General features: G+C 39.0%; 15 protein-coding genes. 6 read left to right on the top strand and 9 right to left on the bottom strand.

Annotated features, from left to right (window positions below; all coding sequences use genetic code 11):
* Window positions 1-77 precede the first annotated feature (77 nt).
* The 3 genes from B1C82_RS13000 (at window position 78) to B1C82_RS12990 (ending at window position 4,462) form a co-directional block, all read left to right on the top strand.
* On the top strand, window positions 78-845 hold the full coding sequence (locus B1C82_RS13000; RefSeq protein WP_086447966.1) for a response regulator transcription factor: 768 nt from the start codon (window positions 78-80) through the stop codon (window positions 843-845).
* Window positions 829-2,835 (top strand): sensor histidine kinase, encoded by a 2,007-nt coding sequence (locus B1C82_RS12995; protein ID WP_086447965.1) that lies wholly within the window; start codon window positions 829-831, stop codon window positions 2,833-2,835. The genes B1C82_RS13000 and B1C82_RS12995 overlap by 17 nt, the downstream gene beginning before the upstream one ends.
* Before the next feature lie 151 nt (window positions 2,836-2,986).
* Window positions 2,987-4,462 (top strand): flavin-containing monooxygenase, encoded by a 1,476-nt coding sequence (locus B1C82_RS12990; protein ID WP_086447964.1) that lies wholly within the window; start codon window positions 2,987-2,989, stop codon window positions 4,460-4,462.
* Window positions 4,463-4,508: 46 nt separating this feature from the next.
* Here B1C82_RS12990 and B1C82_RS12985 read toward each other — a convergent pair whose 3' ends face one another.
* Window positions 4,509-5,165: a TetR/AcrR family transcriptional regulator gene (locus B1C82_RS12985; RefSeq protein ID WP_086447963.1), complete on the bottom strand. Its 657-nt coding sequence runs from the start codon at window positions 5,163-5,165 to the stop codon at window positions 4,509-4,511.
* Window positions 5,166-5,301: 136 nt separating this feature from the next.
* Here B1C82_RS12985 and B1C82_RS12980 point away from each other — a divergent pair, with 136 nt between their 5' ends.
* Window positions 5,302-7,326 (top strand): oxidoreductase, encoded by a 2,025-nt coding sequence (locus B1C82_RS12980; RefSeq protein ID WP_086447962.1) that lies wholly within the window; start codon window positions 5,302-5,304, stop codon window positions 7,324-7,326.
* Window positions 7,327-7,340: 14 nt separating this feature from the next.
* Window positions 7,341-9,083, top strand: a complete 1,743-nt coding sequence (locus B1C82_RS12975) for an acyl-CoA dehydrogenase family protein (protein ID WP_086447961.1) — start codon at window positions 7,341-7,343, stop codon at window positions 9,081-9,083.
* Between the two features lie 4 nt (window positions 9,084-9,087).
* On the opposite strand, the gene B1C82_RS12970 is transcribed toward B1C82_RS12975, so the two are convergent.
* From B1C82_RS12970 to B1C82_RS12935, 8 genes are all read right to left on the bottom strand, one after another.
* On the bottom strand, window positions 9,088-10,182 hold the full coding sequence (locus tag B1C82_RS12970; RefSeq protein ID WP_086447960.1) for a hypothetical protein: 1,095 nt from the start codon (window positions 10,180-10,182) through the stop codon (window positions 9,088-9,090).
* 177 nt (window positions 10,183-10,359) lie between these two features.
* Window positions 10,360-11,139: a GNAT family N-acetyltransferase gene (locus tag B1C82_RS12965; RefSeq protein ID WP_086447959.1), complete on the bottom strand. Its 780-nt coding sequence runs from the start codon at window positions 11,137-11,139 to the stop codon at window positions 10,360-10,362.
* Between the two features lie 100 nt (window positions 11,140-11,239).
* A complete protein-coding gene (locus B1C82_RS12960) occupies window positions 11,240-11,596 on the bottom strand; it encodes a PilZ domain-containing protein (RefSeq protein WP_086447958.1) in 357 nt (118 codons plus the stop codon).
* 117 nt (window positions 11,597-11,713) lie between these two features.
* Window positions 11,714-12,535, bottom strand: coding sequence for a histone deacetylase (locus B1C82_RS12955; protein ID WP_086447957.1), 822 nt, complete (start codon window positions 12,533-12,535; stop codon window positions 11,714-11,716).
* Between the two features lie 85 nt (window positions 12,536-12,620).
* Window positions 12,621-13,517, bottom strand: a complete 897-nt coding sequence (locus B1C82_RS12950; RefSeq protein WP_086447956.1) for an alpha/beta fold hydrolase — start codon at window positions 13,515-13,517, stop codon at window positions 12,621-12,623.
* A 78-nt stretch (window positions 13,518-13,595) separates the two neighbouring features.
* A complete protein-coding gene (locus tag B1C82_RS12945) occupies window positions 13,596-14,552 on the bottom strand; it encodes an aldo/keto reductase (protein ID WP_086447955.1) in 957 nt (318 codons plus the stop codon).
* Between the two features lie 59 nt (window positions 14,553-14,611).
* Window positions 14,612-17,374: a DNA polymerase I gene (gene polA, locus B1C82_RS12940; protein WP_086447954.1), complete on the bottom strand. Its 2,763-nt coding sequence runs from the start codon at window positions 17,372-17,374 to the stop codon at window positions 14,612-14,614.
* A complete protein-coding gene (locus B1C82_RS12935; RefSeq protein WP_086448599.1) occupies window positions 17,371-18,498 on the bottom strand; it encodes a glycosyltransferase in 1,128 nt (375 codons plus the stop codon). The genes polA and B1C82_RS12935 overlap by 4 nt, the downstream gene beginning before the upstream one ends.
* A 126-nt stretch (window positions 18,499-18,624) precedes the next feature.
* Between B1C82_RS12935 and B1C82_RS12930 the strand changes: the two genes are divergently transcribed.
* Window positions 18,625-19,404 (top strand): class II glutamine amidotransferase, encoded by a 780-nt coding sequence (locus B1C82_RS12930; protein ID WP_086447953.1) that lies wholly within the window; start codon window positions 18,625-18,627, stop codon window positions 19,402-19,404.
* Window positions 19,405-19,441: the final 37 nt, after the last annotated feature.

The raw sequence follows: 19,441 nt of genomic DNA, 5'->3' as shown, positions 1-19,441 counted from the left end.
CACCTTCTGAGTGCGGATCGATAAGCACTCAAGTGCTTGACCTAAACCTTCTTCCTATCTTAAAATTCTGAGAACACATGAAAGCCGATCCCCTCAAGGTACTGGTAGCGGAAGACAATCTAAAACTCAGAAAAGCGATGATCTCCGGCCTGGAAGAATCCGGAAAAATAAGATCGGTATTCGACTGTGACTCTGGCGAAGAAACGATCCGTTATTGTTTGGAAGAAGAGGCAGACGTTCTTCTTTTGGATGTGAGACTCGCTGGAAAGCTAAACGGGATAGAGACCATTATTTCCATCCGAAAAGAATTCCCGCGCAAACCTGTAGTCATTTATTCCATACAGGACAGCGACGAATATTTCAGAACATTCAGAAGTTCCGGGATCTTAAGCCATTACGCTTATGTTAGAAAATCGAATTATCTTCTTCCTCAGATGGTGGTCCCATTAATCCGCTTGGCTTACGATGGAAAAAGTTTTATAGATCCTGAAATAGAATCCAGAGTTACCGAAGTCAGGGAGAAGGACGAAAATTCCCCTCTTGCAGTATTAGAACCAAACGAAAGATCCGTAGCAGAAATGTTAGCAAAAGGATTTAGTAACGAACAGATCGCGCAACATTTCGGGTTCAAGGATAAGAGAACGATTAGCAGAATAAATGGACAGATCTACTCTGCTTGGGGACTAAACGAAACTAACTCAGACGAAAAAGTTGCTCGAACAAGAGCAGCGCTAATAGTATTAGCCAACCGTTTTTTGGAATGGGAAGAGGACGAAAAAATTTTTTATAGGAATTCTTCAGGAGAAAGGATTCCATGGATGCCTAATATTGATAACAGATCTTGAAATATTAATTTGTTCTGCTTTTATATTCCTTTCCACAAATTTATTCTGGTTAGGCACTACCACCGGAACAAATCTGGAAAAGAAAAACGCAGCTTCCTATTTTAGCATTTTTACTTTAATAGTATCTTCTTTATTATTCGCTTCCTCTGCGATACTTGGACAAAGCGGATTTTTGATAGTGTCTTCTTATCCTTTCTTATACTTTTTTCCTGGACTGATCTTACTAATACTCATTCCATTCGGATGGTATGTGGTTATAGTTTGGTTTTTCGGATTTTTAAAAAGGAAAGGGATCTTTCTTATTTTATTCTATCTTTTATCTTTTTGCCAATTAGTTGCAATTTCTATTCTGCTCATCTATAATCCGGGAAAATCCTGGAATATCAGTTTATTTGAATATTGGAAATTTGTACCTTTCTCCTTTAAATCCGCTTATTTGATCTATATTTTCACCTGTGTTTTCCTTTCGTTACTCTGCTTATTTCTATTCAGAATTTCAAACAATAGTCTCTCCGAATTAGGAAGACAAAAGGCGGTTCCTTTCTTAAAACTTATAGGATTTTCTCTATTAGGAGTAGTCTCATTAGTTTCTGTTTTATTCGTAGGAGATGAATTCGGAATCATAGAAAATCTGATCTTAAAAGCGGAAAAAGAGCCAAAATATTTTTATGGATTCGTTCTTTGTATCCAAGGATTAATCTGCATTTCTATTTTAGTTTTGGGCTGGGCATTAATATCCTACGAAATTCTTACCGGAAGGATACTACCGAAAATCAGTTTAAGACAAGAATGGAAAAATTCTATTTATACATCTTTTATACTTTCTTCTTTATATTTTGTTTTTGCCAAACTTGGGTATCCGAGGGCAGAAATACCGATCATATTCTCCTATTCCTTTTTTCTTTCCAGATTTTTTACAATTCGAAAAAACAAACAGATAAGTTTCAGCCAAAACGAAGTATTGAAAATGATCTTATATTCCGGTTCTGTAAAACTTTCCTTCGGGTATTTGTGCAAGGACGTATTAGAAGCCACCAAAGCGGCCCTGATCTTTCGGGGAAAAATTCCTTACATCTCAGATACAAATATCTACTATCCGGAAGATACTAAATCAGAGATATTTGATTTTTCTAAAACAGTTTATTACCTCGAAAACCCAAACATTCAATATCTAGATAAAGATCAGTTCTCTGGATTTGTGATCCGAGTAAAAATAGAGAGTGTACTTTCTGGAGATGCATACTTGCTCTTGGGAGAAAAAGAAAACGGAGGATTATTTGCAGAAGAAGAAATAGAGATCGCAAGGACCACAGGGACCTGGCTTGTTCATTCTTTATTCTTGGAAGAAACAGGAAATATTCTAGAAGAATTACAAAGAAAGAAAATACAGGAACAAAGACTTTCAGACCAAAAGACTAGGCAAATCCTTCACGATGAAATTCTTCCTGAAATCCATTCTCTTATTTTAGAGATCTCAAACGATAAATCAGGAAATCTCAAATCTCAACACGCAAATTCTCTTACGGAACTTCATAAAAGGATTTCCTTTCTATTGAGAGAAATGTCTGATACTGGTTTGGAAATTTCCAGGCTTGGCCTTATTCCAATGCTACAAAAACTGCAAGATTCGGAAGCCAAAGATTCTAATCTAATTTGGAAAATAGAACCAAACTTAAATTCTGCAACGGAAAACTATCCTCCTGAAGTTCAGGAAGTTTTGTATTATGCATTCAGGGAATCCTTACGTAACGCAGTAAAATATTCCGGAGAATCAAAATCACAAATTACAATCGCCATTCAATATGAGAATGGCTTATCCATTCAGATCAAAAACGAAATAGGAAAAGATGTTATATTAGTCCGCTCTTCCGGGCAAGGGCTGAAAATACATAGTGCTTTATTAAGAATTTTCCAGGGCTCTTTAACATTAGAGTTTCCTAGTTCTAAAGAAGCAGTAATTCAGATCTTTCTTCCTTCTCCCTCAGCATAAGATTGATATTTAACAAGGTTCGATACAAAATCTAATTTTAAAAATCGACTTGCTAGAATGATTTTCCTTTCAATGATGCGCTTAAGTCGGAACCTAAAAAATAAAACCTTATGAACATTTGTTCATAATATTTATCCGGAGTTTGGAAAACATGCATTCACAAAATAAAAAAGAAAAATCAATCTCTATCGCAATTGTTGGTACGGGTTTCGGCGGTCTATGTGCCGCAATACAGCTTAAGAAAAATGGATTCCATAATTTCGTAATTTATGAAAAATCAAATTCAGTTGGAGGTACCTGGCGAGAAAATACTTATCCTGGAGCTGCATGCGATGTTCCTTCTCATCTTTATTCATTTTCTTTTGAACCAAATCCAAATTGGCCTAGGAAATATTCGGCTCAACCAGAGATACTCGCTTACTTAAAGCATTGCGCCGAAAAATACGGAATACTCCCTCATATCCGTTTCGGAGTCGAGATAAAATCGGCAGATTGGGACGATTCTTCCCGAGTTTGGAAGATCAAAACTTCTCAAAATGAAACCTTAGAACATAATGTTTTCATTTCAGCAGTAGGACAATTAAATCGCCCTGCTTTACCTTCTATCAAAGGTTTAGAAAGTTTTAAAGGCAGAATATTCCATTCTGCAAACTGGGATCCTTCTTATAATTTTTCAGGTAAGAAAGTAGCAGCAATTGGAACAGGCGCAAGTGCAATCCAATTCATTCCTCAAATCGTAAACCAAGGAGCAGACGTAACTGTTTTTCAAAGAACTGCACCTTGGGTTGTGTCTAAACCAGATCGCAAATATTTTGCCTTTGAAAAGTTCTTATTTAAGTATCTTCCGGGCCTTAGGTTATTGCATAGATTCCAGATCTATATTTGGAACGAGATCAGAATGATTGCATTCCAAAAGAATAATCATGCAAATAAGATCGTAAAATGGATGAGTCTTTCTCATATGAAAAAATTTGTTAAGGATCCTGAACTACGCAAAATCCTAACTCCAGATTATCCAGCAGGATGTAAACGTATTCTTCTTTCTAACGATTATTATGAAGCATTAGCAAAACCGAATACAAAAGTTCTTTCTGAAGCGATACAAGAAGTAAATCCGGAAGGGATTATAACCAAGAATGGTCTTAAAAAATTTGACGCGATTGTTTTTGGGACTGGATTTAAAGCTACCGAGTTTCTTTCTCCTATGAAAGTAAAAGGAACTCAAGGCCAAGATCTAAATGAGGTTTGGAAAAATGGTGCTGAGGCCTATCTAGGTATAAATGTTGCTGGTTTCCCGAATTTTTATATTTTATACGGACCGAATACGAACCTTGCTCATAATTCTATCGTGTATATGATCGAATCTCAGGTGCGTTATCTCATTTCTGCTCTGAATGAAATGAATGATAAAAGGATCCAAGCATTGATCCCTAAAGTTCGTAGCATGCAAAGCTATAACGCATCTTTAAATAAAAAATTCGATAAATTCGTTTGGGATACAGGATGTACGAACTGGTATATCAATGCGTCTGGTAAGAACACAAATAATTGGCCTGGTCATACTTACGAATATTCATATAGAACTAGAAAAATTGATTTGTCTGAATATGAAATTCTTTCAGCTTAAAAATAGAAGCGGATACCGAATAACTTTGAAGTGCAACACCTCGTATTCATTTTGAGGCAGATAAAGGCAAAGTCATTCCAGTATACGCGCATTCTATCACGGACAAGATAAACTTTTTCATGTCTTCTTTGTTCTTTTGGGGTTTAATCCTACCTTCTAAGAAGAGCATTGCAATTCCATGAATCATAGACCAGGAAGCTACTGTCTTTTCGCGCGTTTGTCCTGGCTTGATCGCTCCAAGTCTTTGTCCCATACGTATAATTTCATGTAACTGTCTATATGTCCTTCTAGAGACGGCAGATAAGGTTGGATGTAAATTTATATCGACACCACCAAACATGATCCTCGCAAATTGTTGGTTGTTAAGTATGAACTGAATATACGTCCAACCAAGAGCATGGAAACGTCCTAAAAAATCATTTTCCGTTTTCTCTAACTCCTTCTGATATTCTGAGAAATATTTTTGAAATCCTCTTTCTGAAATCGCGGCAAGCAGAGCGTTTTTGTTTTCGAAATGATGATATGATGCCGCATGACTCACACCTGCGAGTGCAGCAACTTTTCGCAAAGAGATCTCTTCGAGAGGGGTTGTTTTTAATAATTCAGTTCCCGCAGATATAAGATTTTCCCTAACAGTGATTTGATCTTTTTTAAACGGCCTTCCAGGCCCTTGTTGTTGGCGGCGTTTCTTATTTACGGGCATACTAACGATTCTTAATACTTTCCATTATTTGCAAGAATATATTTACCATTGGTAATTTATCTCTTGAATCCCCGATCATTTATATTACCAATGGTAAATAATAGCTAGGATATAAAATTCAGCGGAGAATTGTATTATGGAAAAGGCCTTTCAACCCATTAATATAGGAAAGTTAACCCTTTCGAATCGGTTTGTAATGGGGTCCATGCATCTAGGACTCGAGGGCAAAACTGGAACCGCAGAAAGAATGGCTGCATTCTACGGAAAACGTTTTGAAGGTGGTGTCGGCCTTATAGTCACCGGCGGGATCAGCGTAAACGAAGAAGGCAGGGGATCTAAACACTTCTTTAATATACAAAATGAAGAGCACGCATCTGAATTAAAGAAGATGAATGATCTTCTAAATGGAAGCGGAACTATGTGTGCGCAACTTTTCCATGCAGGGCGTTATGCATTCGATAGAAATTGTGTAGGCCCTTCTGCGCTCCGCGCTCCAATCAATAGATACATTCCTAGAGCTCTCACTGAAGAAGAATGTTGGAAAACTGCAGAAGATTTTGGTATTGCAGCAAAACTCGCAAAGGAAACAGGATTCGGCGCAGTAGAAATTATGGGTAGCGAAGGATATTTAATTAATCAATTCTTCTCCCCTGTAACAAATCATAGAGATGATCATTTTGGAGGAGATTCCAAAAGAAGAATGAATATGGCTGTCGAAGTTTTACGTTCAGTCGTAAAAAATCTTCCGGAAGGTTTCCCTATCATTTTTAGAATGTCTGGAATCGATCTCATCCCAGGTAATCCAACTTTCGAAGAAGTATGTGATCTAGCTCAAACACTCAAGCAAGAAGGTGTATCCGCTTTGAATATTGGAATTGGATGGCATGAATCAAGGATCCCAACTATAAGCCAATTAGTTCCAAGGGGCGCTTGGGCAAATATTGCATCACGGATCAAAGAAAAAACTCCAGGCATTTCCATCATCGCATCCAACAGAGTAAACGATCCTATCACTGTACAAAGAATTTTTGATACAAATCAGGCGGATATAATTTCTATGGCGAGGCCATTTCTCGCAGATGCATTTATCGTAAAAAAAATCCAAACTGGCATGTCAGATCGGATCAACACATGTATTGCATGTAACCAATCCTGTTTGGATCATGCTTTCGTAGATAAATCTGTTTCCTGCCTAGTCAATCCGCAAGCTGTTAACGAATTGGAATACAAAATCGATTCTAATATAAAATCTCAAAAAGTTGTAGTGATCGGCTCCGGCCCAGGAGGACTTGAAGCTGCAAGAGCCAGTGCTTCTTTCGGGCACGAAGTTATATTACTCGAAAAATCGGATCAGTTAGGAGGGCAATTCCAACTAGCTTCAAATATTCCAGGCAAATCTGAATTCAAAGAGACGATCCGATATTTTAGAAATGAACTTCCTGCACTCGGAGTGGACATTCGTTTAAATACAAATTGTGATCTAAAGCTGCTTGAAGAACTAAATCCAGATGCGATCATATTTGCAACAGGTGTTAAACCAAGAGAATTTACACTACCTGGTATTGAAAATCTTCCAGTTGGAAATTATACAGATTATCTGACAGGGAAATTCAAAGCAGGAAAAAAAGTGGCAGTTATCGGCGGAGGAGGGATCGGAGTCGATGTAGCTCATAAACTTACCGAAGAAAACGATCCTAATCTAGAATCTTATTCAAAAAAATATAATATCGATTCATATACGAACGCCGTTATTCAACCTCACAAATCGGAAAGAGATGTTGCGATTTTTAGAAGAAGTGGAAAACATGGTGCCGGTTTGGGACCTACCACTTTTTGGGCTCTCAAACAAGAGCTAGAAGCTTCTGGAGTAGAATTCTTCCAAGGACTCAATTATAAGGAGATCACCAAAGAAGGTTTAAAGATCACTTTAAAAAATGGAGAAGAGGTTCTTTATCCATGTGATTCTTTGGTTCTTTGTGTGGGACAAGAAAAAGAAAGTTCTCTCTATGAAACTTACAAATCTTTATACCCTCAAAAGCAAATATTCATTATTGGGGGAGCAAAGGACGCTAAAGGAATTGATGCAGAAAGAGCCTTCTTAGATGGTTTGAATGCTGCTTATAGTATTGGAAAAGAAAACAAAGTTACTGCGAACGCTTAAAAAAAAGGGAATATATGATATCTAATAATTATTTTACAGACGATGAAGATTTAAAACTAATTTTCGAACATTTGATTGATTGGGCTTCGATCGTAAAATCAACCGAAGGTGAAGAATTTTTCGAACATGAACTTTATAAGAAAACGAATAATCCAAGATACGAAATGGCCCCTTCTAGCGTTGAGGAAGCAGTAGAATTATATAGATCGAGTCTTGAATCCTTAGGTGAATTTTTCGGAAAAGACGTGTCGCAACTTTCTAGCGTAATGGATAGGAAACATCTACGTTACGAAAATGGAAAAGTAATCTTTCCGGAAGAAACTACATCAATCTACGAAAAATTCCGAGACACCGGACTCATGCCATTCTCGATTTCAAGAGAAGCAGGCGGACTGGGGCTACCAGGAACCATTAGCGCATTTTATGGAATGGTCATGGCGAGAGCCGATGTTTCTTTTTGTATGACTGTTGCCTTATTAAATCTAGCTCAGATAGTTTCTAGATACGGAACAGAAGAACAAATAGAAAATTTCGCAGCGAAAGCAGCAACCGGCGAGACTTTATTCGCAATGTCCTTAACCGAACCAGATTTCGGATCTGATCTAAATAATGTCAGAACAACCGCAGTAAAGACGGAAGACGGATATTACCGTTTAAACGGAACAAAACGTTTTATATCCCAAGGTTGTGGACTCGGTCCCTATCCTTCTAGTCTATTGACTCTTGCTCGAACAGGAAATGCAGGAGCTCGAGGACTATCCGTATTCCTAGTAAAAAGTGAAGATGTAACCGTTGCAGGAATTGAAACAAAAATGGGGATCCACGCATCTCCTACCTGCGAGATCGTGTATGAAAATAGTCACGGCGAACTTTTAGGACAAGAAGGACTTGGTCTCACCAGATATACTACTGGGATGACAAACTTTATGAGACTCGGAAGTGCTGCTTGTGGTCCAGGAAGTGCAGCCGGAGCATATTATGAATCTCAAAAGTATGCAGAAGAAAGACAACAGTTTGGAAAAGCTATCGGAGAGATTCCTGCAGTTGCGGAAATGCTTCATAAAATCCAAAGAGAAGTTAACGCTATGAGACTTCTTACATTCGAAACTGCTCGTGTTGTGGATATGTACCAGCATCATCAGATCCGTTTGGAAAAAGCAAATAAAGAAGATAGAGAGATCCGAAAAGACGAAAGAGTGAAAAAATGGGGGAATCTCGCCACAATACTTACTCCTATCTCTAAATATTATTGTTCGGAAGAAGGACATAAATGTGCGGGGCTTGCTATCCAAATCCATGGTGGAGCGGGTTATACAGAAGATTACGATGTGGCCAGAATATTTAGGGACTCTAGGATCAATACGATCTACGAAGGAACAAGCCAGATCCATGTTCGAATCGCAGTCGGCGCGATTGTAGCAGGAATGAGCGGTGAAGGAAATTTCAAAAAATATCTAGAATCGATCAAAGCAGAGGTAGGATCACCTTCCAAATACCTGAATGAACAATCTCAAATATTCGAAGATGCAATTTCGAAATTTAGATCCATCGAAGATGATCAGGCCAAAGAAAGAGTGGCAGAAAATCTAATGATCATCACTTCAAGATATCTATGCAGTATGTTGTATGAGAAAGCTGTAGCCAAGCTGAAAGGGAAAGACCAATTCGATCGTTGGGCAAAAGATTGCAGAGCATATCTAATCGACAGTACTGCTATTTCGAAAGCATGTATCTATCGAATAGAAAATGCAGTATAAAAGACTATTTTAAGAACTTAGGAATGAAGGAAGTCTTTTCAGGATAAAACTGAGAAGCTAGTAAGAAGATAAAAATACTTACTGCGATTCCAATAGATGCAAGAAGTACGTCCTTACCTACTTTGCGGAATGTCTCTAAATAAGGAGCGTCCCTGTAGGTAAGGAAATTTAACACGATCTCTCTTCCAGCAAGCATACCTAAGAAAACCCAAGTAGTGGACATAGGCATATTACTGATCTTCTGAAATAATATTAGAATACTAGCATATACTAGGTCCACGATCGTGGCTGCCTTTGACCATTGAATGTCGGATTTCTCTGTAACTATCTCTTGGATAGTTCCGCCATTAGTATATAATATAATCCCAAGTGCACCTATTAAAATGGAAACAGCTCCAGCGAGTTCTATCCAATTTAATTGTCTAGGAAGATATACGACTATATTAGCAGCGTCTTGAGCAAGCCAAGCTGCCCATAAAAATAAAGTGGAGAACCACTGTAAGATCGCCCATTTTCTTTCGGTTCTAGGGTCGGGCATATGATCATCATAATATTCTTTTGGATCGACTTTTACTAAGATTCCCCAGACAACCAAGGCAGTGATAAATGCGATCATGTATCCTAAAAAGGATTTGGTTAGCATCTTCTCTATATTCTGCCCACCGAATAAACCCAGGATCAAAAAAGTAGTAGAGATCGGAGACTTCATCCGAGTGATGATGACTAGAATGAAAGGCGCGATCAATTGCAGAAAATTGTATTCTGCAGGAGGAGTAAAATTATCTAACCTATGGAAATGAACTTCTCCATTTCCTGACCACCAAGCGTATCCAAACACTAAAGCAAGAAGTCCACCCAAGGCTCCTAACTTCGGGAACCAATGAACTGACTTTTTACTTTCTATAAATGTTCCTACGGTTTGGACTGCGTCGTTACCGGCCACAGAAAACGCCGAGATACAGAATGCAAACCAACCCAGAATATAAGAAGAAATCCCCAAATAATAGCCGACGCTCATGATCAAGAAGGAGAAAAATACTATAATATAAAAGCGGATCTGGTCCTTAAAAGAGGGATGTTGGAAATCGATTTGATTCATGAGTCACCCAAACTGGGTTTCGTGTATTTAGAATTAATTTAGTATAGAAAAAAAGTAGAAGCCCAAACGGTCAAGGTGTATCGGCCCATATTTAGGCGCCAAAAAGGGGCTAAAAACAAAAACGGGCCTCATATGAGACCCGTCCTACGAGAAAACTTAAGGGCTTACCCTACCGTTCTACTCTAAGTAATGTTTGCTGTATCTTGCTTCGATGTCTTTGATATCAAAGATAATAAAGAAGTCAGTAGTCTTGAAAACTGCATCCAATGCTGGAATTCCGCAGATTGTAGACCCGGCTCTAATATATCCTTTGATCAACGCAGGAATTCTTCTGGAAACTTCTTTAATATCTTCAGGAGAATAGTTCTGATCGAAACCAGGCATTTCGAATCCAGGAAGAGGTTTTACGTCGAATGCTTCTCCCGCAAGTGCTTGTTTATCTTTCAAAAACGCATAAACTTCATTTGCAGATAGAGCATCAGTGCTGTGAACGGAGCCACAACCGAAGAGGTAACCAATATTGTTCTTCTTCATGTATTGAGCAAGCCCGCCCCAAAGGAGAGAGATTACGGACCCATCTCTGTATTCTGGATGAACGCAGCTGCGTCCGATCTCCGCAGGTTCTCTTTCTAATTCGTAAATTTTAGTAATATCGAATTCGTTGTCGGAGTAAAATCCTAGATTTGCCTTAGCGACACTTCTACGTAGGATACGATAAGTTCCGACGATCATATCATCTCTGTTCTTATCTACTACGATAAGGTGGTCGCAAAATAAATCGTATTCATCTCTGTCTTTACGAGTAGCTGAGGATTGAGGTAAACCTTCTCCCAACTCCAGATTGAATACATCATAACGAAGAGCTAAAGTTCTTTCGATCTCGAGTTGGTTCTCTGCGATCCTTACTTCAAGCTTACGTTCTACTTTTTGCTTTTTTTGGACTGTTCCTGATCCCATTGTCGTCCTTCTTTTCCTTGTTAGGATGCTTCTATCTATGATCCTAAATGGTTACAGTTGGATTACGCTGGAAAGAAATTCCGATGACTGGACTGGCTGATTATCCTGCCATTCTGCGGAGAGAGGTTAGTTTTTTGACATAATCTAAGAGAAATCCCTTCCCTTTTACGTCAATCTGGGTGAATTGGAGCCCGAAAAGTCCCTGTGCTTCCTTGGAAGCACTCAAGTGTTTGATCTTGCCAAGTGCTTTAAATGGTTTGTATCCGGGTAGAGAGACCACAATTTCCACGCTAGAATGAATATCACATCCATCGAACTTATGTGGAACACGAACAGCTATCCCTCCTTCGCTAACGTCCTGGGCGACAAGAATGTCTAAAAAACCATTCCCCATCAATTGGAGTTGAACTGGTTGTTTAGGGAAAGGGACTACCCTTACCTGTTTTCTTTTCTCCATCCGAGGACCCTCCGGATACTAGAATAATGGCCAAACCTATATTATAAATGGATAAGACGGGAGAAAAAAATAGATTTCTGACGAAAAATAATCACGTAACATTCGTTCAAAATAGTGCTAAGTATTTAGTCCTAATTCTGCTTCGGCACCTTCAACCAATGAGAGTTTATAGGTGGAAAGTATCTTGGAAACCTTCTTCTCAAACTTTCGATTGAAAACAAAGAAGTTCAAAGATTTTTCCAAGAACAAGATCATCTCTATAGGTTTCCATTCTATCACTCCTCGTTTTGCATCTACGATCTTACCATGTTGTAAAAGAGTAGAAATCGCTCTAATGGAATGTTTAGGGAAAGCAGTTCGTAAGGCCTGATAAAGTGCTTTGGAGTCTGCTTCTAAAAAATGGAATTTCCGGGAGAAGAGTACAGCATCATGAAAATATTCAGGGCGGATCACGGCTCCATTCAATCTAAGAGAGATGATCAAAAATCCAATTAAGTCCGCCATCTCAGTAAAAATCCCAAGACCGGGAACATCTTGCCCTGGATACAAACGAGCTGAATCCCTTCCTTCCTGTTTCGGATGACGTGTCTGGAGCCAATTTACAACCAGATATTTTTCTTTGAAAAAGTAATCGTTGAGGCGGATCCTATATTCTTGGATGCTCAAGCGTAAATGTACTAAAATTTCGTTCTGGTAAGTAAGAATTAGTTTTTGGTAGGTATCATCACTTCCGGAAAGATCCAGTTGGAAGGAATCGTATCCTCTTTTTTTGAGCTCCGCCAGAACTCCTGTGATCTCAAAAAGTTCCCAAACACTTTCTTTGGTTAAAGAGTGAAATAGAACTCCGGATTGTGCAACATGAGAGTCCACCGCCGCACATAAAAAGTCGTCGTATACAAAATCAAAAAAACGCGGATTATTGTATGCAACCTTACCCATCTAATCTTTCGCTTTCTTTACAGTTTGGCAGGTTTCTTCCTTTTTTCAAGGAAATAAATCCGGTCACCAAACTATCTGAGAAATATCAAAGTTTAGATCTGAAGTTTGAGTACGCTTTCAAAACCTGGTCGGCAGCTTCTGTCTGAGGATAATGTCCTATACCTGGCAGTTCATACACTTTTGCATCAGGTCTCATTTCTTTAAGTCGAGCGACCACATGTTGGCCGCTCACTGGATCGTCCAGACCATCTGCCAATGCATAAGGAATTGGACTGTCGAGTATGGCTCCCACCCATCTATCTCTGAAAATTTTTCTCTCTCTCATATATCTGATCAACTTGTGATAGATCAACTTCCCCCCTCCGTTGTTAACACATTCCCAAAAACCGTCTAGCTCCTCTTGAGCAGATTTAGTATTCGGTCCGAAAACTTCTGAAAAACTTTTTTGGAAGGATGTTTTATTTACTAAACGAGAGAATAAAAAGCCTAAGGGGCCGTTTAATAATTTCTGCACGGCTCTAGGTCTATGAGTTTCCGGAAAAATCCCACCGTTTAGGAAGAATACTGACTCCAAGTCGGGACCACCAATTCTCTGCCCAGATAACTTCTCTCTGAATCTTGCAACCAATTCTTGTGCGACAGTATCTCCCAGGTCGTGAGCAAGAATATGCACCTTTTTAATTCCTTGCTCTTGAAGGAAGAACTCGGCCTGGTCTGCGTATTCAAAAATAGAATAATGTCCGTCTTTAGGTTTTTCAGAAAAACCAAAGCCTAGATAATCTAAGGTCAGAACTTTATATTGATGAGTTAGAGTTTCCCACACATCTTTCCAGTCCCAAGAAGAAGTTGGAAAGCCGTGTAAAAGAAGAAGTGCCTCTCCTTCTCCGCCTATCCTATAAAATAGTTTTCTTTTTTTCCATTCAAAGAAAGCTCCCGCTGCCTTCCAGGCCAAAGGGTGGGTTCTCCAAAGCGGTTCCGACATAGACTCCTCCAAACGAGGCAATATTGTACTCCCTGCTTTCGGAATGGGAAGTGTAAAATTGATAACGTGAAAGAAATTTCAATCCATTGCATCTAGAAGGTTGGATAGAAAAACTTTTCTTTCTTTGCCTTCCGGAAATCTACCAAGTCCAGCACCCATATTATCTTTAAGATGAGAAAGTTTAGAAGTAGCAGGAATCGCACATGTCACTGCCGGATGAGAAAGAATATATTTTAAGAATCCCTGAGCGAATGAATTGCAATCCCATTCTTTAAAATATTCAGGCAAAGATTTACCTTTCGTATTTCTAAAAAGTCCACCTTCTTCGAAAGGACGATTAACGAGGACCGCAATCCCGTGTTCTTGCGCAAAAGGTAAAATTCTATTCTCCGCTTCTCTTGTTTGGATAGAATAAGGTATTTGTAAAAAATCAGGTTTTTCTTTTTCAGAGATACGTTCCATTTCGGAGAAAGCAGAAGTTGTAAAATGGGTTAGACCAATATAACGGATCTTCCCTTTTTCTTTTAGGGCTCTTAATGTTTTAAGATGGGTTTGAGTATCCAGTAAATTATGAATTTGGAATAGATCAATTTTCTCCGCTTTCATTTTTTTGAAAGAAGATTCTATCTGTGATTTTCCGGCTGCTTCTCCCCTGATCCAAACCTTTGTGGCTAAGAAAAATTTCTTTTTCTCTGTGTCTGAAAAATCCTTGGATAAGATCCCGAAAATTTCCTCAGAACGACCATACATGGGAGAAGAATCTACGACACCTCCACCTATATGTAAGAACTCCGACAAAACTTCCTTTAATGGAGCGAAAGAAGAAGGATCCGGATCCACATCTAAAGTTTGCCAAGTACCTAAACCAATTGCAGGAATTTCTTCTCCAGTTTTTGGGATCTTACGTTTTAACATTTTAGAAGCTCCGGACGTTTGGGAGAATAACGGAGAAATCAAATTCTCCGAAAGACCTATACCTGCGGCGGATAACGCCAAAAGTTTCAGGAACTTTTTTCTGGAATAAGAGCTTTCCATTAAGTTCTCCCTAAGCGGCCGAATTGTAAGAGCAGTTTGGCCCAAGACTCAACTAAAAATTAATGAGCCTCGTCCCAGTTTTGTCCGAATTTTCCTTCTACCTTGACCGGAACATCCAAAGGAAGTGCGTTCTCCATCAGGTTCTTACAAACTTTCAGGAACTCATCCTTTTCAGATTTATACACTTCGAATACCAATTCATCATGTACTTGAAGAAGAAGTTTGGACTTCCATTTTCTTTTTTCGATCTCATCTTGGATTTGGATCATCGCGATTTTGATCATATCGGCGCAAGTACCTTGGATAGGTGTGTTGATCGCAACCCGCTTGGCTCCTTCTTTTGCTTGGCGATGAGTGGATGTAATATCTGGAACAGGTCTCCTTCTTCCTTTCATGGTTTCCACATAACCTTTCTCTTCGCAGAAGGCGATTGTATCATCCATATATTTTTGAACGCCAGGATACTGAGTTAGATATCGATCTATAAAACTTTTTGCCTCTTCTCTGGAGATCCGAAGGTTACGACTAAGCCCGTAAGGAGTAACACCATATATTACGGAAAAGTTAACTACTTTTGCCTTGTCCCTCATCTCCGGACTTACTTGATCTTCTGGAACTCCATAAATGGCTGCGGCGGTTCTTTTATGAATATCGATCCCTTTTTTGTAGGCATCCATCATTGCAGGATCTTTGGAAATATGGGCCATGATCCGGAGTTCAATCTGAGAATAATCTAAACTTAAAACCTCAAAATCCCTATGGCCTGAGATAAAACCTTTTCTGATCAATCTTCCTTCTTTTTCTCGGATCGGAATATTTTGTAAGTTCGGATCTGTAGAAGAAAGTCGTCCAGTTGCGGCGATTGTCATATTATAGCTAGTGTGGATTCTTTGGTCTTTAGGAGAAGCCATACTAGGAAGAGTGTCCACATAAGTGGAGATGAGCTTAGTGTATTTCCTATAATCCAAAAGTTTTTCAATGATGGGATGTTCTCCCAATAATTCTTCCAAGACTTCATGGTCAGTTGAATAACCGGTTTGAGTCTTTTTAACAACCCTAAGCTGCAGTTCGTCGAATAGGATTTTTTGGAGTTCTTTGGTAGAAGCGATATTGAATTCTTTTCCAGCAGCCTTGTAGATCCCTCTTTCCAGATCCTTGACTTCCCTCTGGAAATCTTTAGAAAGTTCTGCAAAATATTTTGTATCAACAGCAATTCCAGCTTTTTCCATTTTGGTCAAAACAGGGATCAACGGCAGATCTATATCTTTGAATACACTCTCTAACCCGGATTGTTTCAAAGATTTTCGAAGAACATTATACAATCTTAAAGTAATATCCGCATCTTCCGCTGCATATTCCGAAACCCTGTCTAGGTCCACTTCCCAAAGATTTTTTTTGTTTTTGCCGGTTCCTACGAGTTCAGCGTAAGTGATCGTTTTATAATTCAGAAGATCTTCTGCAAGATCATCCATATTAAATCTGCGGCTTTCCGGGGCCAGAATATAGGCTACGATCATCGTATCAAAAACGATATTAGCTAGTTCGAATCCGTGATTCTGGAGAACGATCAGATCATACTTAATATTCTGGCCTACTTTAGGTATATTCGGATCTGCTAATACAGGCCCTAATATTTCTCGGACCTGATCCAAAGGAAGAAGTTGATCCTTATTTGTGAATAGTCCCTCTTGTGTATGAGAGACCGGGATATAAAAACCGGTCCCTTCTTGGTTACACAAAGAGATCCCTAAAAGTTCCGCATCAAAAGCGTATTGAGAAGTGGTTTCCGTATCCACGGAAAGGATAGGAGATTTTTTCCAAGCTCTTGCGAGTTTGGTTAACTCTTCTATACTTTCTACTCGTTTATAAATTCCTTTTTTAGCAGCTGGCGCTTTTGCAGAACCGGCAGTTGCTTCTTCCGGTTCATCTTTAGGAGGTTCTTTTCCTACTGATTTAGCAAGGTCACGAGATAAAACATTATACCCTTGGTTTTTTAAATAACGGATCCCTTCGTCGGAAGCATAATCCGGAAGTTTAAGATCGTCTTCCTGGATGCCCAGTTCCAAATCTCTTTTGATTGTGGCCAATTCCCTGGACATGAATGCATTGTCTTTATGCTCTATAAGTTTGTTCTTTAAGCCTGGATTTTTGATTTTCTCTATATTTTTATAAATCCCTTCCAGGTTTTTATACTCTTGGATGAGCTTAGTAGCGCCCTTCTCTCCAATTCCCTTTACCCCAGGAATATTATCAGAAGTATCTCCTACGATCCCCATATAGTCTGGGATCTGTTTTACATCCACACCTAGTTCTTCTTTTACCCAGGAAGAGTCGATTTCTACAAATTCAGTGACTCCCTTTTTACCTCTGAGCATTTTAATATTCTTTTTTTCTAATAATTGATATAAGTCTTTGTCACCAGAAAAGATCAGTATTTCTTTCGCAGATGATTTATAATTTTCAGCCAAGGTACCGATGATATCGTCTGCTTCATGTTTTTCTATCTTAAGAATTCTGAACCCCAGAACTTTTAAGGTTTCCATGATCTCATTCAATTGAGGGCGAAGATCTTCCGGCATTGGTTTACGATTCGCTTTATATTCCGCAAATGTTGCCCCTCTTTCCAAAGGCCCACCAGGGTCAAAAGTCATAGCAACATGAGTCGGAGCATAATCTTCGAAAAGTTTGAATAACATTCTGAAAAATCCGAACACTGCGCCACTTGGCTGTCCTGTTTTGGAATTTTTCAAATTGGAAGCTGCAAAAGCATAATATGCCCTGAATGCAAATGCGTGACCATCTACTATGAGTAATTTTTTCATGCTGCTTCCCCGGATTTTCCTTTCGAGCTGGAATAGATCTCCTCACCCAATAAACTATAATATGCTAGCTCAGTCTTCTTAATGGTATTTTTAACAGAGAATCTTTTTACAGATTCTTTATTAAAAGCCCCCATAGATTTTCGAACTTTAGGATCTTCTAATAGAATTTTATAAGAAGAAGCAAGAGAAGCCGCATCTCCCACCTGAGAAATAAATGCGCCCTTACCTTCTGTTAACATTTCCGCGATGCCACCTCCGTTTGTGGCAACAATGGGTAAACCAGATGCCATCGCGTCTAAAACGGAAGTTCCGAGTCCTTCTTCTTTGGAAGTTAATGTAAAAATATCGAATAAGGAAAGAAGTTCGGAGATATCTGTTCTGAATCCTGTGAAGATCACTTTATCCAAAAGTTTTTTTTCGGAAGCGAAACGCTCCAGTTCCTTTCTGAGCTCCCCTTCACCCACGATTAGCACTTTATACTTTTTATCAGTTTCCACCTTAGACAAAGCATCGAGTAATGTTTTTTGGTCCTTATGATCGACTAACGCAGCTATATTTCCTATGATTAAATCGTCTTTAGAAAGATTAAATTCTTTTCTAAGATAGGATATATCGCTCGCTTTCTTTGTTACGCCTAGATCAATCCCGCTATACACAGTCACAACTTTGGCAGGATCGATTCCATCCATGATCAAAATTTCACGAATACGATTAGAAACGCTTAAATAAAGATCCACTCTGTCGGAAACATACTTACGTTTGCTAAACCAATTCTTTCTAAGCCTGAAATCCACTCTTCTGGAAACTACAAGTTTCACTTGTGGATGTTTTGCTTTCGCCATCCATGCGATAGAATGTGCCTTTGCAGTATGAGCATGAATCAATTTGATCCCTTTGGATACGATGAGTTCTTGCAGAGCTTTTACTGAGCCAAAATCCCATTCACCTTTTAAAGGGAGAGTAACTGTTGGAAGTCCAACATCATTTGCGCGAGTCTCTAATGCAGAGCCTGGTTTACAAAGAATGAGCTGAGGGATTTTGTGTTTTTTTAAACCTTCTGCGAGAAGAAAAAGTTGCCTTTCTCCTCCTCTCCAGCCGGTTTCCGTGTCGATATGAAGAATCACCCGATCAAATTGGGGTTCTGGCTTGAATTCTGCAAGAGTTCCGCCATTTCTTTTTAGGAAAAAAGTCCTGGACAAGGGCAATTCGTCTTAGTGACAATTATTCTAATATAACGGAGGAAGTCCGAAATGTGTGAACTTTTGGGAATGAGCGCCAATGTTCCTACAGATATATGTTTTAGCTTCACTGGTCTTGTCCAAAGAGGCGGGAAAACCGGGCCACATAAAGATGGATGGGGGATCGCATTCTATGAGGGCAAGGGTTGTAGAGTTTTCCAAGATCCTCAGGCAAGTGCGGATTCACAATTAGCGGAACTGGTACGCACATTCCCTATCAAAAGTAATTTAGTTATTTCACATATTCGAAAAGCGAATCGGGGTAAAGTAGATCTGAAAAATACACATCCGTTCGTTCGGGAACTCTGGGGGTATTATTGGACATTCGCTCATAATGGGCAATTAAAAGGAGTAAAGAAGGAACCATTAAAAGATTTTACACCTGTAGGAACAACTGACAGCGAGTATGCTTTTTGTTGGATGCTCTCGGAATTAAAGAAGAAGTTTAAAACAAGGCCAAAAAGCGAAACTATCCTCGCACAAGAAATCCGAAAACTATTAGCTAAACTTGGAAAAAAGGGAGTTTCCAATATTCTAATTTCGGATTCCAAATATTTATACGCATATTGTTCCACAAAACTAGTTTATATCACAAGGCATGCCCCATTCGGAGAAGCCAAACTAATAGATGCAGACCTAAGCATAGATTTCAGGGAACATACAAGCCCTAAAGATATAGTTACAGTCCTAGCCACAACTCCTTTGACCCAAAATGAAATTTGGACCCAGTTTTTACCGGGAGAATTTCAGGTATGGAAAGAAGGAAAACAATGGCAAAGATTTTCCCCATAGTTAGGAACTCTTAGATCTATTTTAGTTTCTAAAATTA

Origin of the sequence: Leptospira venezuelensis, assembly GCF_002150035.1 — a bacterium.
In the GTDB taxonomy this organism is placed as follows: Bacteria; Spirochaetota; Leptospiria; order Leptospirales; family Leptospiraceae; genus Leptospira_B; species Leptospira_B venezuelensis.
This window is presented reverse-complemented; position numbering and strand designations above follow the sequence as displayed.

Excerpts from the sequence above, each read along its gene's own strand:
- B1C82_RS13000 (WP_086447966.1), top strand. The coding sequence starts at position 78 with ATGAAAGCCGATCCCCTCAAGGTACTGGTAGCGGAAGACAATCTAAAA.
- B1C82_RS12990 (WP_086447964.1), top strand. The coding sequence starts at position 2,987 with ATGCATTCACAAAATAAAAAAGAAAAATCAATCTCTATCGCAATTGTT.
- B1C82_RS12985 (WP_086447963.1), bottom strand. The coding sequence starts at position 5,165 with ATGCCCGTAAATAAGAAACGCCGCCAACAACAAGGGCCTGGAAGGCCG.
- B1C82_RS12980 (WP_086447962.1), top strand. The coding sequence starts at position 5,302 with ATGGAAAAGGCCTTTCAACCCATTAATATAGGAAAGTTAACCCTTTCG.
- B1C82_RS12975 (WP_086447961.1), top strand. The coding sequence starts at position 7,341 with ATGATATCTAATAATTATTTTACAGACGATGAAGATTTAAAACTAATT.
- B1C82_RS12970 (WP_086447960.1), bottom strand. The coding sequence starts at position 10,182 with ATGAATCAAATCGATTTCCAACATCCCTCTTTTAAGGACCAGATCCGC.
- B1C82_RS12965 (WP_086447959.1), bottom strand. The coding sequence starts at position 11,139 with ATGGGATCAGGAACAGTCCAAAAAAAGCAAAAAGTAGAACGTAAGCTT.
- B1C82_RS12960 (WP_086447958.1), bottom strand. The coding sequence starts at position 11,596 with ATGGAGAAAAGAAAACAGGTAAGGGTAGTCCCTTTCCCTAAACAACCA.
- B1C82_RS12955 (WP_086447957.1), bottom strand. The coding sequence starts at position 12,535 with ATGGGTAAGGTTGCATACAATAATCCGCGTTTTTTTGATTTTGTATAC.
- B1C82_RS12950 (WP_086447956.1), bottom strand. The coding sequence starts at position 13,517 with ATGTCGGAACCGCTTTGGAGAACCCACCCTTTGGCCTGGAAGGCAGCG.
- B1C82_RS12945 (WP_086447955.1), bottom strand. The coding sequence starts at position 14,552 with ATGGAAAGCTCTTATTCCAGAAAAAAGTTCCTGAAACTTTTGGCGTTA.
- polA (WP_086447954.1), bottom strand. The coding sequence starts at position 17,374 with ATGAAAAAATTACTCATAGTAGATGGTCACGCATTTGCATTCAGGGCA.
- B1C82_RS12930 (WP_086447953.1), top strand. The coding sequence starts at position 18,625 with ATGTGTGAACTTTTGGGAATGAGCGCCAATGTTCCTACAGATATATGT.